This is a genomic window from Rhodococcus sp. BH4, assembly GCF_002079265.1.
GTDB lineage: Bacteria > Actinomycetota > Actinomycetes > Mycobacteriales > Mycobacteriaceae > Rhodococcus_F > Rhodococcus_F qingshengii.
In genome coordinates, this window is the sequence record NZ_CP014941.1 from 5591630 (window position 1) to 5604900 (window position 13271).

The window sequence follows — 13271 nt, forward strand, 5'->3', positions numbered from 1 at the left end:
ATGACTGCGCCATCACCTGACAAGAAGTCCGCCGCGAAATCACAGCGCCGCCGGAGTTACAACACCGGGATCACTGCGGACGCGGTGCTGACCGTGGCGTTCGGGCTCAGTCGCGAGCACGGAGTCGAGGGCTGGTCGCTGCGGCAGCTGCTCGGCGAACTCGATACGTCGTTCTCCGTCGTCTATCGACTCGTCGGAGATCGGGACGCACTCTCGGCTGCGGTGGTCGACAGTGCGGTGTCGGCCGTGAACGTGCCATCTGCACAAGAAGATTGGCGTCAATGGCTGACGCATCTGCTCTTGCAGATGCGAGAGGCCTTGATCGAGTGTCCAGGCGCGGCACAGTGGCTGCTGATGAACGGAGTTGCCACCCAGCGCAGCCGGGAACTCATGGAGGCCGGATTGGCATCGCTGATCGACGCCGGGTTCGGGGAAGAAGCCGCTCAGGCTTACACCGTCGCCTTCACCTCGACAATCACACTGATCGCCATGAACGACGCCAGGCGCATTCCCAGCGGACAGCCTTCACCCGATCACAGCGCGATGCTGGAACGACTGAGTAACGACGGACCCTCAGATCCTCGTTCATCGATGGAGACACTGATCGGGAAGTTCGCCGGTCCACCGGATGCTGCGGAAGCAACACGGGCAGAACACTATCGCTACACACTCGACCGTGTCCTCGACGGCCTCGAGGCGCGGCTGAACGCAATCAAGGAGTCACAGAAATGACCGAGGGTCGCTGTCGCAGTTGTGCGACAGCAACCCTCGGATGAGTGGATTCTCGATATGTCTAACGGAACAGGTTCGCGACGAACGGAATCGTGTCAGCCTGTGATTCGACCAAAGCGCCGCTGTGATCGGTGTTGTAGGTCTTGAACGTGACCGGTTCACCGTTGGCGACCAACGCTGCAACCAGCGAAAGTGCAGACGGTGCAGGGACATCCACGTCGAGCAAGCCCTGGCCGATGAAGATGGGGCGATCGTATCCACTGGTCGGTACACCCATGTAATCGTTCAGCAGACCCTGGAAGTTCGGGATCTGACTGAGCGGGCGGGAGAAAATGTCACCGAGGACCAGATCCTTGGATGCCTCGTCCAGGTCTGCGGCGCAGAGCTTTTCGGCCGAGTCGACCTTTTCCCTTCCCAAGTCGTTCAGGTAGGAATTCAAGTCGATCTCGGGGTGCGCTTCCCGCAAGCCCGCGAGGATGTAGAGCGCGTACGACGTCAATCCGCCGCCGAGGGCGATGGGAGGGAAGCCCGGACCGGCAGGCAGGAGGGTCAACTCGATGTTGGCCGGCACTCCGGTACCCACCCCGCCGCGATAGTCGAGAGAATCCCCACCGTATTCAGTGGCGTAGCGCGCCGTCGTGATGGCCGCACCGCCGCCCTGCGACTGCCCGACCACTGCCCACCGATTCGAGATGGTGGGGTCGATCACCCGAGCAGCCTTGACCGAGTCGACGACGCTGTGCGCCTCCACCTTTCCGTCGAGATACGGCATCAGCCCCGGTGTTCCCAGACCGACGTAGTCGGTGGCGACTACGGCGTAGCCCTCGGAGAGCCAACGCCCCAGGTAGGGGTAGTCGCGCTCGGGCAGGCCAGGACCGACCAGCGAAGGGGCACAGGAATCGTCGAGTCCCGTGGTGCCGTGCGCCCACGCAATGACGGGCCAACCACCTTCCGGTGCCGGACCGGCCGGGACGTAGTACGCGCCACTGCTCAGCGCAGGCCCGCCGTTGGAACCGATGGTCCAGTACGTGAATCGCTTGGCGTCGGCGGTACCCGGAATCCACAGATCTTTCGGTAGCGGCTCACTCGACACCACAGTGCCGGTGGCTTGCGACGCGCTCGGTGCCTGTGCGGACGCGATGGGCGCAGCAACGGCGGAGCCGATCGTTGCAGCACAGAGGGCTGCGATGGATACGCGGGCAAACGACTTCGACTGGAATTTCACGTCTGACGACTCCGGTTCGTGCGGTGGGCGACCTCGTTGGACGTTATCGTAGATTTTGTTTAACCGATCGGTCAAGCAAAATCTTGCAGCTTCGTGAAACGTATATGTCGAGATTCACGCCCTAACTCCGACCTAGCATCGAACCGCACGAAAAAACAGTAGGAGGATGTGTCCATGGCACACGTACAGCGTTTCGACCACATCGGCATCACCGTCGCGGACCTCGAATCAGCGACGGCATTCTTCGTCGGTCTGGGTCTCGAGGTGGAGGGCACCGGATCCGTGGAGGGTGAGTTCGTGGAAACCGTCTGCGGTATCCCTGGAGCCAAGTGCGAAATCGCCATGCTGCGCCCGCCGGGCGAAGGATCACGGCTCGAGCTCTCGTCCTTCGTCACGCCCGAGCACGTACCCGGATCGCCTGCTCCGATGGCCAACGAGATCGGGATACGCAACGTGTCTTTCGAGGTGGGCGATCTCCAGGTTGCGGTCGACGCGGTGGCTGCGGACGGTTACGGACTCATCGGCGGGATCGGCGAGTACGAGAACAGCGTGCGCATGGCCTACGTCCGGGGGCCTGAAGGGATCATCGTGTCCCTGTTCGAGCAGATCGCCTGAAGCGTCACGGCATTCGGAGCGTCAGATCGCCTTCCAGGAGCTGGCCAGAGCGCCCATCGCAGCCGCGAATTCGGCGAACGCCGCGTCGATTCTGACGCGGTCACCGGTGGTCACCAGATCGAGCGTCAACCCGCGAACCTGCGCCAACACGATCGTCGCGTAGCGATCAGCGCGATCGGGTGGACATCCGTGCGCGAGCGCAGCTTCCGCCAAACCACCCAACCAGTCCCCCACCACATGGTCGAGAAACTCGCGATACCGCTCCGGATGCAACAACGCCTGTCCGTAGATCTCGAACATCAAGCGAAAGTTCGGCAACGATTCCGCTGATGTGCGCCCATTCCAGTAACTCGTCAACATCTCGACGATGTCGGTCCCGGAAGAGATGTCGAGAGAAGAACTGTCTCGCAGGGTGGCAACCACTTCAGTGAGCAGTTGTTCCTTCGAACCGAAATGATGGATGAGTGTCGCATGACTGATCCCCAGATCCTTGGCCAATGGCCGCATGGACAGTTCACCGACGCCGTTCGCCGTGACGTACGCGGTTACCTGCTCGAGCAATTCGGCACGGCGATGCTGGTAACGCAGTTTCCGGCCGTCGACCGGCGTGCTGTCCTCCACCTGCAGGAGCCTACGCAGTACCGGAAACACGGCAGTACCGGAAACACGGCAGTACCGGTTACACGGTGACGTGGTGGCGATCCGATCGACTGATCGTCACAGCGGCGACGACAACACCGATCACCACGCCGATGAGAGTGTCCGCGACGCGAGCCACTGCCGCTTCGGTCCCGATCGGAGCACTGAACCCGATGAGGAGCAGTGCCATCGGGGTGACGGCCAGTGATGTCAGTGCATAGTTCTTGATCACGAGCAGCTCAGCAGCAGTCTGCAGAATCACGACCACGGCAACCGCTTGCCAGTAGCCGAGCGTCAATGCGATGAGAGCAGCAGCGACGACGGCGCCACCGACATTTCCCACCAACCGCTGAATCCCACGCTGGACGGTCTGCTTGTAGTTCAGCCCCTGCATCGCGGCGATGGCACCCATCGACGCCCAGAGCGGATGCTCCAACCCGGCTCCCGCCGCGAGCCAACCGGCCAGAGCCGACGCTGCCACGATGCGGAGAGCATTCATCCGCACCGGGCGCGAATACAGCCGATTCAATCCTTCGAGAAAATAGCCTTCGGGCGCGGCCAGGTTCTTTGCCGGTGCGAGATCGTGTTCGATCATGCTGGAACGCTTGAGCTTCCGAAGCTCCTTCTCGTGCCGAGCAATGCTGCGAATCAGGGTGGCGTCGCCGTGCAACTGCCACTCCTGAACTGCCGCTTCTGCTTCGTCGAGCACCGCCACCAGTTCGCGTCCGTGATCGACGGTCGACTTGATCCGGCCACTCGACGCAATAACCAAGCGGGCGTTGGCAATCGATCCGAGCGCCGGTTCCACTCCGCCTGCGCCGGACTGTTCGAGACGCCCCACCGCAGAAACTGCACGGGCAACTGCCAGGCGGGCAGGTCCCATCGGCAGTACGAGCGCTGGGAGCATCGCGGCCGCCCAACCGACCAGAACTCCGAGCGCACCGGCAGTGACCAACCGCGCCAAATCATCAACGCTGGAGGCATATCCGGCTGCACCGGTCGCCGCGAAGACGAGGATGACGGGCCCTGGTCCGGTGATCCGGAAGCCCGACATGAAGCAGTACGACGCACCCGCAAGCAAAGAGAGGATGCCGATCTGCAACCACATCGGAACGCCCGCGACACCCATGGCGCCGCCGAAGGCAATCGAAACCACCAGTGCAGCACCCACCATTGCCAGCTTGCCGGCCAACCGTGGATACGGCTCGTACCTGCCGAACGCGGCACACAGCGCACCCAAGGCCGCGAAGCCGGCCAATTCCCGATGCCCGAGCAGTCCGCCGACCACGAGGACTACGGCGGTGGCGAGTCCGACTCTGATCGCCGGGGCGATGGTCGCGTCCGCGGATCCGATACGAAAAGCCGCTCGCCACGTCGCCCCGGAGACGGTATGTGCAATGGCCTCACTCGAATGAGTGAGACGGCTGGGCGTCCTGGCTGCGGTTTCGGTTCGGGTCACCCACCCAGCATACATTTATTTCACTAGTAAATTACTTGTGAAGTAATGTGAAATCTGTCGCTAAGATGGGGCCATGGGCGCGGCGAACAGATCCGAAGACGACTTCATCGACAAAGTCCGTCGCGAATGGAAGCGCGCCTACCCCGAGTTCGACACTGCTCCCGTCGAGGTGATGGGCCGGATCGCCCGCATCAACGCGCAGTCTCTTCACCAGCTCGACCGGGCGCTGGCGTCCAGCGGGGTCTCTCGAGCCGAATTCGACGTGATGAGCGCGCTCGCTCGCAGTGACCGTCCCCTGCGGGCGAGCGAGGTCACCGCCGTCACGATGGTCAGCGGCGCCGCCACCACAAAACACGCAGACCGCCTGGCCAAGCTGGGCTTTGTCGAGCGTCAGCGCTTCGAACACGACGGACGAGTGGTTCTGCTTCAACTCACCGATGCCGGTCGCGCATTGGTCGAGGCAGAGTTTCCCCGACGCGTCGAGCGAGACCGTCAAGTACTCACCGGACTCGACGAGGACGAACGTGCCCAACTGACGGCACTGCTCAAACGCATCTCACTCAACATCGACTCGGGGATCTGGGACTGACCTACTTCGGCAGCGGCACGTTCTGCAAACGCACCTGACCGCGCGCCACCTCTTTGCCCGATTCCGGATCGGTGATGACCACCGACCACAACTGCTGAACCCGGCCCTGCTGTATCGGCACAGCCACGACGTCCACGCGCCCACCCGTACGCGCCCGCAGGAAATCCGTTCCGTTGTGCACTCCGACGGCAAATTCGCCACGGTCCGCCACTGCAGTGCTGGCCCCGATGCTCGCGGCGGACTCGACGGCGGTCGTGTAGACACCGCCGTGGACTACGCCCCACGGCGTGTGATGCTCCTCGGACAGATCGATGTGCCCGACAACCTTCGTGCCGGACACCTCGTCCAGTTGCAATCCGGCAGCGCTGACAAATCCGCTTGCTGCCTCGAGATTCAATTCCGTCATGACGACCCCTCATCTGCTCCGTTGGATTTCTCGACCTACCTTCCGCCCTCGAATACATGCCGTCAAGTGCTAAGTTGGAATTCCCAACTAACATTTCCAACTAACAGGGGCCCAGAGATGACGGCGACAAAAGGACGCAACTGCTCCATCGCCAACGCCTTGGAGGTCGTCGGCGAGAAGTGGTCACTGTTGGTGCTCCGGGAAATCGTCCTCGGGCAACGACGGTTCGACGAGATCGCCGCGGGCACGGGTGCGAGCCGCGACATCCTCGCCGCGCGTCTACGCACCCTTGTCGACGCCGACGTCCTCACGAAGCGACGCTACGAAGACCATCCACCGCGCTACGAATACGTCGCCACCGAATCAGGGAAGGCGCTCTATCCCATTCTGATGGCGCTCATGGAATGGGGGGACGCCTTTGCGACGACGGGTCCACCGCCAACCGTCGTCGAACACCGTTGCGGTGAGATCCTGCACGCCCAAGTTGTGTGCGCGCACTGCAAAGAGCCGCTGGCCGCCAAAGACGCGCATGTAGTCGAACTCTCGCCGCCTGCTCGATAGCGTCAGCGTCCGGGCGGAAACCCGCCTGTTGCGATCGGACCCCAGGAGTCGACGGTGACGCGGATCAGGCTCTTACCCTGCTTGCGCATGGCTTCGCGGTACTCGTCCCAGTCGGGATGATCACCGGCGATGGATCGGTAGTAGTCGACCAACGGTTCCACCGAGTCCGGGAGGTCGATCAACTCCGCGGTTCCGTTCACCTGGACGGACGGGCCGTTCCACTCGTCGGAGTGGATACACAGAGACACCGCCGGGGTGCGGCGGACATTCGCGGCCTTGGCCCGTTCCGGGTACGTGGAGATGACGATCCGACCCTCGTCGTCGACCCCGCACGTCACCGGAGAGATCTGCAACTCGCCGGATTTCTTCACCGTGACGAACGTGGCCCGATGGCGCGGCCTGACGAATTCGAGGAGCTCGGCAAACGACACACGATCTGCGCTGGCGATCTTGGACATGACCTCAGCCTAATTCGATTTACGAACTGACGCTCAGGGCATCTCGATGGTCTGAGCACGTGCGATTTCGCCGATTGCACGAATGATGTACGCGCTCTGAGCTTTCTTCACTCCGGTCGACAAACTCCCGATGACCAGAACCGCCGAACGCAGGTACGCGCCGTGCCCGATACGGAACGAATCGTCTTCCAGATCCGAGATCCCGAGCGCCCCGGTGTAGACCGCAGCGAGCGCCTGCACGTCCAGATCCGGCAGCCACACGATCGTGGACTTGGCGCAGGCGGTGAGCGCATCCTGCACGTCCTCGCTGGACAAGCCGTCCGGATGCGTGTCCTCGAGCAATTCGCGCACGATCGCCGCGTGAACCGAGCTGACCTGCTCGAAAGAGAGCCCGCGCAGTTCCTCGACAGCCACGAGTAGTCCGTCACGATTTGCCGCCCGCACCGCGGCGAGTGCGTCGGCCGTGGCATCGGCGATGTCACGGGCGACCTTCGGCCAATGCGTCGGCCAGCTCTGTTCTGGCGTCCGCTGTTCTGGCGTCATCGTGGTATCTCCTCGGTCCTCGTGTTCATGCGGAAGCCTTCCACATCCCACCGACAGGCCAGGCGATCCGTCAGCGCAGCCGCTCCAACAAGGACATTGCGTTGTGCGGCGCAAAGCCTTTCATGTCGTTGTCGAAGTAGACGTACACGTCGAGGCCCTCGTCCATCCAATCCCGAAAGCGCTTGGACCACTTGTCCAGAGCTTCGTCGGTGTACCCACTCGCATACAGTTCCTTGTCCCCGTGCATCCGCACATAGACAAAATCGGTAGTAGGAGTGGTGATGCGGGGATACCTGCCGGCTGTGTCTGCGACGACAAAACCGATGGAGTGCTCGCGCATCAGGTCCACGGCTTCGTCGGTCTCGAAGCTGGCGTGCCGCGCTTCCACCACGTAGCGAATCGGCACGTCCCTCTCGGTCTGGGCGAACACTCGGTCTTCGGTGAGTTTGTCGTCGTGCTGTGCTGCCAGATCGGCTGCAGCCTGAGTGGTACGGGGAAGACCGTCGAAGAAGTCGGCCAATCGCTGCGATTCGAACTGCAGCGTCGGAGGTAGTTGCCACAGAATCGGCCCGAGCTTGGGGCCGAGGGCGAGTGTTCCGGCGGCAAAGAAGTTGGCGAGTCCGTCACGGGCGTCGAGCAGCCGTTTCATGTGTGTGATGTACCGGCCGCCCTTGATCGCGAACACAAAATCTTCGGGAGTTTCGCTGCGCCATTTGGTGTAGCTTTCCGGCTTCTGCAGCGCGTAGAACGAGCCGTTGATCTCGATCGACGTCAATCTCTCTGCGGCATAAGACAATTCTTTGCGGTGAGCAAGACCTTTCGGATAGAAATCTCCGCGCCACGCGGGATACGTCCACCCGGAGATACCTACCCGAATATCTGCCATCGATTCAGACTAAGCGGCACTCGAGCGTTTTGGCACTCCGTGTTTCAAACTCCGGCGCTGAGCGCGACGGATACCGGTACGACGGTCAGGCACACCACCGCACCGACGAACAACGCGATCACGAGGCGACGGTCCCACTTTCCGCGTGCACCACTGGCAGCGAGCATGAAGATCACAAAACCTACACACACGGACACGATAGTCACGATCACCGGAGTTCCAACCATGCCGTGATTGTCCCCTACCCATTGCCACCGAGCGCCCTACGGGTACACGATCGAAGTACCCATCCCGAGCTAGGAGTGGAAATGCCGAAATACCTCTGGCAAGTGACGTACTCACCCTCCGGCGCCGCCGGTCTACAGCAGGAGGGAGGCACTGCGCGGCGCGACGCGATAACGCGAATGGTCGAAAGCATCGGTGGCACTGTCGAATCCTGCCACTTCGCACTGGGCGGTCACGACATGTTCGTGATCGGCAACCTGCCGGACGACGTCGCGGCAGCCGCATTGAGCATTCGCACGGCTGCGGCAGGTGCAGCACGCTCGGAGTCGATCACACTGCTCACGCCGGAGCAGATCGACGAGGCAGTCAAGCGACCGACCGACTACCGCGCGCCGGGCAAATGACGACGGAAGGAATAGATCCCGGCAGCAGCCGAGTTGCACCCGCTGTGACGGAGACTACGAAAACACCTGACCTGGGCACCTACGGAATCTGGCGAGGAGCGGCTGGTTTGCCGCCCGAGCTGGGAACTGCGATCGAGAAACTCGGTTTCGGCACCATCTGGATCGGCGGCTCCCCACGCGCCGATCTACGGATCGCCGAGAAACTTCTCGACGCGACCGAGCACATCACCGTGGCAACCGGAATCGTCAACATCTGGTCCTCACCTGCGGCTGAGGTGGCGGAGTCCTATCACCGACTCGAAGCCGCGCACCCGGGTCGATTCCTGCTCGGCGTAGGCGTCGGACATCCGGAGGCGACCGGCGACTACACCAAGCCGTACGCCTCACTCGTGTCGTACCTCGACGAACTCGACGCGGCCCAGGTCCCGGAATCGCGGCGCGTCCTCGCCGCACTGGGGCCGAAGGTGTTGAAACTGTCCGCCGCTCGCGCCGCCGGCGCGCATCCGTACCTGACCACCCCCGAACACACGGCCGAAGCTCGCGAAATCCTCGGCCCTTCGAAGATCCTGGCCCCCGAGCACAAGGTCGTCCTGGAAACCGATCCGGAGAAGGCCAGAGCAATCGGTCGCCCCGCCGTCGCCAACCCGTATCTGTATCTGCGCAACTACACGAGCAATCTCGAGCGCCTCGGTTTTGCGCCCGAAGAGTTGGCCAACGAGGGGAACGATCGCGTCATCGACGCCCTGGTTGCGCGTGGTACCGCGAAGTCCATCGCGGATCGACTTCGGGAGCATGTCGCGGCGGGTGCCGATCACGTTGCGATCCAAGCACTTCCCGCCGAAGGTGATCCGATCGCGACCTACGAAGCACTGGCCGCCGAACTCTTCGACTGACCGGGCAACCCTTGACTTGGATAAGTAGTGTCCGAGTATACTTGGACACTACTTATCCGAGTAAAGGAGAAAAACATGAAGATCGTCATTTTCGGAAGCGGACTCATCGGAAGCCAGGTCGCCGCCAAGCTCGCTGACGCCGGGCACGACGTGAAGGCGCTCGGTCGCGGCGACGGGATCGACATCACCACCGGCGCAGGTATCGCCGAGGCAGTCGAGGGTGCCGACGTCGTCGTGGATCTGACCAATTCCCCTTCGTGGTCGGACGACGACGTCTTGGCCTTCTTCCGCGACGGAACCGGCCACATCCTCGCCGCGGAAGAGAAGGCAGGCGTCGGGCACCACGTCATACTGTCCATCGTGGGTGCCGATCGACTGCCCGATTCCGGGTACATGCGAGCCAAGGTCGCCCAGGAAGACCTGGTCAAAGCGGGCCCGACCCCCTACACGATCGTCCGATCGACCCAATTCTTCGAGTTCGTCGCCGGAATCGCCGACGCGGGAACCACCGACGGCGCCGTCCACGCAACGCCGGGACATCTGCAACCCATCGCGTCTCGAGACGTCGTGTCCCACGTCGCCGAGGTAGTGACCGGCGCGCCGCAAAACGGCACGGTCGAGATTGCCGGACCCGAACCGCTGGGCATCGACGAACTGGTCCGGCGCTTGTTCCTCGTCACCGGCGACAAGCGTTCGGTTATCTCCGATCCCGAAGCCGGCTACTTCGGCGCGAAACTCGACAACTCGGCACTGACCCCGACGCCCGGTGCAGATGCATGGATCGCGCCGACAACATACGACGCGTGGCTTGCCGAGAAGGCCTGACGTCGACAACTCGAGCGACGTCCGGCCCGCACCGCTTTCCGCGGCGTCGATAGAGTCCAATCATGAAGCTTTCCGGAGGCGTGGAGTGGTCACTCCACTGCTGCGTGGTTCTGAGCCAGTCCGAGGGGCCGGTACCCACAGCCAGACTCGCCGAACTTCACGGGGTGTCGAAGACATACCTGGCGAAGCATCTGCGAGCGCTCGCGCACGCCGACCTGGTCAATCCGACCGAGGGCCGAGACGGCGGGTACGTTCTCACCCGGGCTCCCGAGAAGATCACCGTTCTCGACGTCGTACAGGCCGTTGACGGCACCGAACCTGCGTTCCGGTGCACGGAGATTCGACAGCAAGGAATCCTCGCCGCTCCACCGGAGCAGTGCCGTTCCGCCTGCGGAATCGCCAAGGTCATGGCCGACGCCGAAAAAGCCTGGCGCGCATCGCTGTCGGGGGTCACTATTGCAGATCTTGCTGCAACCCTGGACCTTCCGGCACTCAGAAAGATCCTGACCACACCGATCACACCGATCACACCCTAGAGCAGCCCACACCCCACGAGACGGCAATCCATCGTTCGACTATCGGGTACCTTGTTCGGGGATCAAATCTTGACGAAGAATCTTCCGGGAATTTTCGCAAGATCTCGGAGGGGGTTTCATGGGAGTCAGTGGCGCTGCGGGGTTGGGGCAGAACATTCGTCAAACAACTGGACTGTTGAGTCGCTGGTGGTCTCTTGCGTACGACGGCGAATGGTTCCCGAGGTTCCTGGCTGCTCGATCGATGTTGGGGACAGCCAGGGTGGTCGTCACCTTTTGGTGTGCTGTGTTCGTGGCACTCGCCGTACTGGCTCAATTCGTGAAGGGTGGCGCAACCGAGCTCCCTGAACGGCTCGCGGCGGGCGCAGCATGCATGATCGCGCTCTACTGCATGATTCGCTGGTCACTCGGTCGGTCTTGGCCGAGTCACCATCAATCCGTTCGTTTCGTTTCGCTCACCAATATCTGCTTGTCCTTGATACTTCTCGCCGGAATCCATTCGAGCTTCCTGGCATTGACCGGCACCGTTCTGTTCGTGGTCGTCGCGAACTATTCGTCGGTATTCCACAGCCCTCGAATAGTCACCGCACAGATCACCGGTGCGCTGTTCGTCGTTGCGCTACTGACAATTCGAGCTGTAACCGATGCGGATACCGACTCTTCGCTGTCGGTGTCCACTGGATTCGTCATCGGGTGTGTTATCGCTTCAGCTTCGATGACCGTGCATTTCCTCGTCCTGTATTTGACCGACGACGCACGACACTCTTGGCGCGATCCACTCACCGCTGCCCTGAATCGACGTGGGCTGCACAATGTCTGGCAACAGTTGTTCGGTGTCGGCGAACTCCAAGGACACGTAGTCCTTGCGGTGGTGATCGATGTCGATTCGTTCAAGAGCGTCAACGACAAACTGGGTCACGCGGAAGGCGATCGGATGCTGGTGACAGTCGGCCGGCGCCTGAACTCGGTGGTCGGAGAGGTCGGGCTGGTTGCGCGGACTGGCGGCGACGAGTTCGTGATTCTCATGCCCGTGGAGCCACGTCGCATCGAACAAACCGTGGTGGACATTCACAATTCGATATCTCGGCCCGCCGGCCGGCAGTCGATTTCCGTGAGCGTCGGAGCCAGCGTGTGGCTGTCCTCGACAATCCCGGACGCTTCGGGAACCATCGATCGGATTCTTGCCGACGCCGACAACGCGATGTATCGGGCGAAACGACGAGGTGGAGACCAGGTAGCTTGGGCAGTAACGCATCTGAGCTGAATCGACACGATTACCTGTCGATCGAATTCAGAGCGCCGCTTCGCTGTCGTTCGCCGGATCCAGCTGATCCTGTGTTGCCGCCCAACTCGCCAAGAGTTTGAGTGCGTCAGCCGTGGGCGTCCCCGGCGCCGCGGTGTAGACCAGCAGTGTCAGCCCGGGATTGGACGGCAGTTCCATCGCCTCGAAGTTCAGCTCCAGGTCGCCGACGACGGGGTGACGAACCTTCTTGAATCCCGTCCGATGAAAGCGCACATTGTGTTTCGCCCACCGGGTGCGGAATACCTCACTGCGAGTGGCAAGTTCACCGATGAGCTCGGTCAGCGCCCTGTCATGGGGATTGCGCCCCGCTTCCGAGCGGAGCATCGCGGCGATGTCGTCTGCCGCGCGCTCCCAATCCACGAAGAAGTCCTGCGATGCCGGGTCCAGGTACACGAACCGGGCGTTGTTCGCCGGCCTACGTGGATCGGCCAACACCGGCGAATACAACGCGCGCGCCATACGATTGGCCGCCAGCATGTCGTGCCTGGCATTACGTACCCACGCCGGCGCGTCGGTGATGGCGTCGAGTATCTGCTGAATCGCCGGGCTCACGCCCTTGGGGGCGGGCCGCTTTCTACTCGGTGCGCCTGCACTGGCGGCCTTCGCGAGGTCGTACAAATGGGCAGTTTCGGCTTCGTCGAGTTGCATTGCTCGGGAAAGGCTTTCGAGCACCGAGTCCGACGCTCCCGCCAGATTTCCGCGTTCCATGCGCACGTAGTAGTCGATGCTCACACCGGCGAGCAGAGCGACTTCCTCACGGCGCAACCCCTTGACGCGACGGTTCCCGCCGTAGGCCGGCAGCCCTGCCTGCTCGGGTGTGATGCGAGCACGACGGGAGCTGAGGAATTCGCGGATCTCGGCTCGGTTGTCCATGCAGTTCACGTTACTCGAGCGGAGAAGACCGAGGGAGGTACTGCCGTTACCTGGAACAACAGACACTCCCGCGCCCGCGAGGCGCGGCGTTGACTGATTGCA

At 62.2% G+C, this 13271-nt stretch carries 18 protein-coding genes; 9 read left to right on the forward strand and 9 right to left on the reverse strand.

The window, feature by feature from the left end; genetic code table 11:
• On the forward strand, positions 1-732 hold the full coding sequence (locus tag A0W34_RS25890; RefSeq protein ID WP_030536498.1) for a TetR/AcrR family transcriptional regulator: 732 nt from the start codon (positions 1-3) through the stop codon (positions 730-732).
• A 61-nt stretch (positions 733-793) separates the two neighbouring features.
• Here the strand turns inward: A0W34_RS25890 and A0W34_RS25895 are convergent, their stop codons facing one another.
• Complete coding sequence (locus A0W34_RS25895) at positions 794-1957, reverse strand: alpha/beta hydrolase family protein (protein WP_081558503.1); 1164 nt, start codon at positions 1955-1957, stop codon at positions 794-796.
• A gap of 174 nt (positions 1958-2131) precedes the next feature.
• Between A0W34_RS25895 and A0W34_RS25900 the strand changes: the two genes are divergently transcribed.
• Positions 2132-2572: a VOC family protein gene (locus A0W34_RS25900; RefSeq protein WP_007729713.1), complete on the forward strand. Its 441-nt coding sequence runs from the start codon at positions 2132-2134 to the stop codon at positions 2570-2572.
• A gap of 21 nt (positions 2573-2593) precedes the next feature.
• Here A0W34_RS25900 and A0W34_RS25905 read toward each other — a convergent pair whose 3' ends face one another.
• Both A0W34_RS25905 and A0W34_RS25910 read right to left on the reverse strand, forming a co-directional pair.
• Positions 2594-3193, reverse strand: a complete 600-nt coding sequence (locus tag A0W34_RS25905) for a TetR/AcrR family transcriptional regulator (protein WP_081558504.1) — start codon at positions 3191-3193, stop codon at positions 2594-2596.
• Between the two features lie 58 nt (positions 3194-3251).
• Positions 3252-4685 (reverse strand): FUSC family protein, encoded by a 1434-nt coding sequence (locus A0W34_RS25910; RefSeq protein WP_081558505.1) that lies wholly within the window; start codon positions 4683-4685, stop codon positions 3252-3254.
• A 58-nt stretch (positions 4686-4743) separates the two neighbouring features.
• On the opposite strand from A0W34_RS25910, the gene A0W34_RS25915 reads away from it, so the two are divergent.
• Positions 4744-5259, forward strand: a complete 516-nt coding sequence (locus A0W34_RS25915; RefSeq protein WP_003940222.1) for a MarR family winged helix-turn-helix transcriptional regulator — start codon at positions 4744-4746, stop codon at positions 5257-5259.
• 1 nt (position 5260) lies between these two features.
• Here the strand turns inward: A0W34_RS25915 and A0W34_RS25920 are convergent, their stop codons facing one another.
• Positions 5261-5665 (reverse strand): PaaI family thioesterase, encoded by a 405-nt coding sequence (locus A0W34_RS25920; RefSeq protein WP_003940256.1) that lies wholly within the window; start codon positions 5663-5665, stop codon positions 5261-5263.
• 117 nt (positions 5666-5782) lie between these two features.
• Between A0W34_RS25920 and A0W34_RS25925 the strand changes: the two genes are divergently transcribed.
• Positions 5783-6226: a winged helix-turn-helix transcriptional regulator gene (locus A0W34_RS25925; protein ID WP_064687803.1), complete on the forward strand. Its 444-nt coding sequence runs from the start codon at positions 5783-5785 to the stop codon at positions 6224-6226.
• A gap of 2 nt (positions 6227-6228) precedes the next feature.
• Here A0W34_RS25925 and A0W34_RS25930 read toward each other — a convergent pair whose 3' ends face one another.
• The 4 genes from A0W34_RS25930 to A0W34_RS25945 all read right to left on the reverse strand — a co-directional run bounded on the left by A0W34_RS25930 (position 6229) and on the right by A0W34_RS25945 (position 8340).
• Positions 6229-6684: a PPOX class F420-dependent oxidoreductase gene (locus A0W34_RS25930; protein WP_081558506.1), complete on the reverse strand. Its 456-nt coding sequence runs from the start codon at positions 6682-6684 to the stop codon at positions 6229-6231.
• A gap of 33 nt (positions 6685-6717) precedes the next feature.
• Positions 6718-7227, reverse strand: a complete 510-nt coding sequence (locus A0W34_RS25935; protein WP_030536492.1) for a hypothetical protein — start codon at positions 7225-7227, stop codon at positions 6718-6720.
• A gap of 70 nt (positions 7228-7297) precedes the next feature.
• Positions 7298-8113 (reverse strand): DUF72 domain-containing protein, encoded by an 816-nt coding sequence (locus A0W34_RS25940; protein WP_081558507.1) that lies wholly within the window; start codon positions 8111-8113, stop codon positions 7298-7300.
• A 44-nt stretch (positions 8114-8157) separates the two neighbouring features.
• Complete coding sequence (locus A0W34_RS25945; RefSeq protein WP_007729726.1) at positions 8158-8340, reverse strand: hypothetical protein; 183 nt, start codon at positions 8338-8340, stop codon at positions 8158-8160.
• A gap of 81 nt (positions 8341-8421) precedes the next feature.
• Here A0W34_RS25945 and A0W34_RS25950 point away from each other — a divergent pair, with 81 nt between their 5' ends.
• From A0W34_RS25950 to A0W34_RS25970, 5 genes are all read left to right on the forward strand, one after another.
• Positions 8422-8742 carry a GYD domain-containing protein gene (locus A0W34_RS25950; RefSeq protein WP_007729728.1) on the forward strand — a complete coding sequence of 107 codons (321 nt, stop codon included), beginning with the start codon at positions 8422-8424 and terminating at the stop codon, positions 8740-8742.
• A 44-nt stretch (positions 8743-8786) separates the two neighbouring features.
• Complete coding sequence (locus tag A0W34_RS25955; RefSeq protein WP_030536489.1) at positions 8787-9635, forward strand: LLM class F420-dependent oxidoreductase; 849 nt, start codon at positions 8787-8789, stop codon at positions 9633-9635.
• 75 nt (positions 9636-9710) lie between these two features.
• Positions 9711-10460, forward strand: coding sequence for an SDR family oxidoreductase (locus tag A0W34_RS25960; RefSeq protein ID WP_047271926.1), 750 nt, complete (start codon positions 9711-9713; stop codon positions 10458-10460).
• A gap of 62 nt (positions 10461-10522) precedes the next feature.
• Positions 10523-10996 carry an RrF2 family transcriptional regulator gene (locus A0W34_RS25965; RefSeq protein ID WP_081558508.1) on the forward strand — a complete coding sequence of 158 codons (474 nt, stop codon included), beginning with the start codon at positions 10523-10525 and terminating at the stop codon, positions 10994-10996.
• Positions 10997-11114: 118 nt separating this feature from the next.
• Positions 11115-12257 carry a GGDEF domain-containing protein gene (locus tag A0W34_RS25970; RefSeq protein WP_081558509.1) on the forward strand — a complete coding sequence of 381 codons (1143 nt, stop codon included), beginning with the start codon at positions 11115-11117 and terminating at the stop codon, positions 12255-12257.
• A gap of 27 nt (positions 12258-12284) precedes the next feature.
• On the opposite strand, the gene A0W34_RS25975 is transcribed toward A0W34_RS25970, so the two are convergent.
• On the reverse strand, positions 12285-13169 hold the full coding sequence (locus tag A0W34_RS25975; RefSeq protein ID WP_081558510.1) for a helix-turn-helix transcriptional regulator: 885 nt from the start codon (positions 13167-13169) through the stop codon (positions 12285-12287).
• Positions 13170-13271: the final 102 nt, after the last annotated feature.

Excerpts from the sequence above, each read along its gene's own strand:
- A0W34_RS25970 (WP_081558509.1), top strand. The coding sequence starts at position 11,115 with ATGGGAGTCAGTGGCGCTGCGGGGTTGGGGCAGAACATTCGTCAAACA.
- A0W34_RS25920 (WP_003940256.1), bottom strand. The coding sequence starts at position 5,665 with ATGACGGAATTGAATCTCGAGGCAGCAAGCGGATTTGTCAGCGCTGCC.
- A0W34_RS25960 (WP_047271926.1), top strand. The coding sequence starts at position 9,711 with ATGAAGATCGTCATTTTCGGAAGCGGACTCATCGGAAGCCAGGTCGCC.
- A0W34_RS25915 (WP_003940222.1), top strand. The coding sequence starts at position 4,744 with ATGGGCGCGGCGAACAGATCCGAAGACGACTTCATCGACAAAGTCCGT.
- A0W34_RS25930 (WP_081558506.1), bottom strand. The coding sequence starts at position 6,684 with ATGTCCAAGATCGCCAGCGCAGATCGTGTGTCGTTTGCCGAGCTCCTC.
- A0W34_RS25900 (WP_007729713.1), top strand. The coding sequence starts at position 2,132 with ATGGCACACGTACAGCGTTTCGACCACATCGGCATCACCGTCGCGGAC.
- A0W34_RS25925 (WP_064687803.1), top strand. The coding sequence starts at position 5,783 with ATGACGGCGACAAAAGGACGCAACTGCTCCATCGCCAACGCCTTGGAG.
- A0W34_RS25935 (WP_030536492.1), bottom strand. The coding sequence starts at position 7,227 with ATGACGCCAGAACAGCGGACGCCAGAACAGAGCTGGCCGACGCATTGG.
- A0W34_RS25945 (WP_007729726.1), bottom strand. The coding sequence starts at position 8,340 with ATGGTTGGAACTCCGGTGATCGTGACTATCGTGTCCGTGTGTGTAGGT.
- A0W34_RS25975 (WP_081558510.1), bottom strand. The coding sequence starts at position 13,169 with ATGGACAACCGAGCCGAGATCCGCGAATTCCTCAGCTCCCGTCGTGCT.
- A0W34_RS25950 (WP_007729728.1), top strand. The coding sequence starts at position 8,422 with ATGCCGAAATACCTCTGGCAAGTGACGTACTCACCCTCCGGCGCCGCC.
- A0W34_RS25940 (WP_081558507.1), bottom strand. The coding sequence starts at position 8,113 with ATGGCAGATATTCGGGTAGGTATCTCCGGGTGGACGTATCCCGCGTGG.
- A0W34_RS25890 (WP_030536498.1), top strand. The coding sequence starts at position 1 with ATGACTGCGCCATCACCTGACAAGAAGTCCGCCGCGAAATCACAGCGC.
- A0W34_RS25965 (WP_081558508.1), top strand. The coding sequence starts at position 10,523 with ATGAAGCTTTCCGGAGGCGTGGAGTGGTCACTCCACTGCTGCGTGGTT.
- A0W34_RS25910 (WP_081558505.1), bottom strand. The coding sequence starts at position 4,685 with ATGTATGCTGGGTGGGTGACCCGAACCGAAACCGCAGCCAGGACGCCC.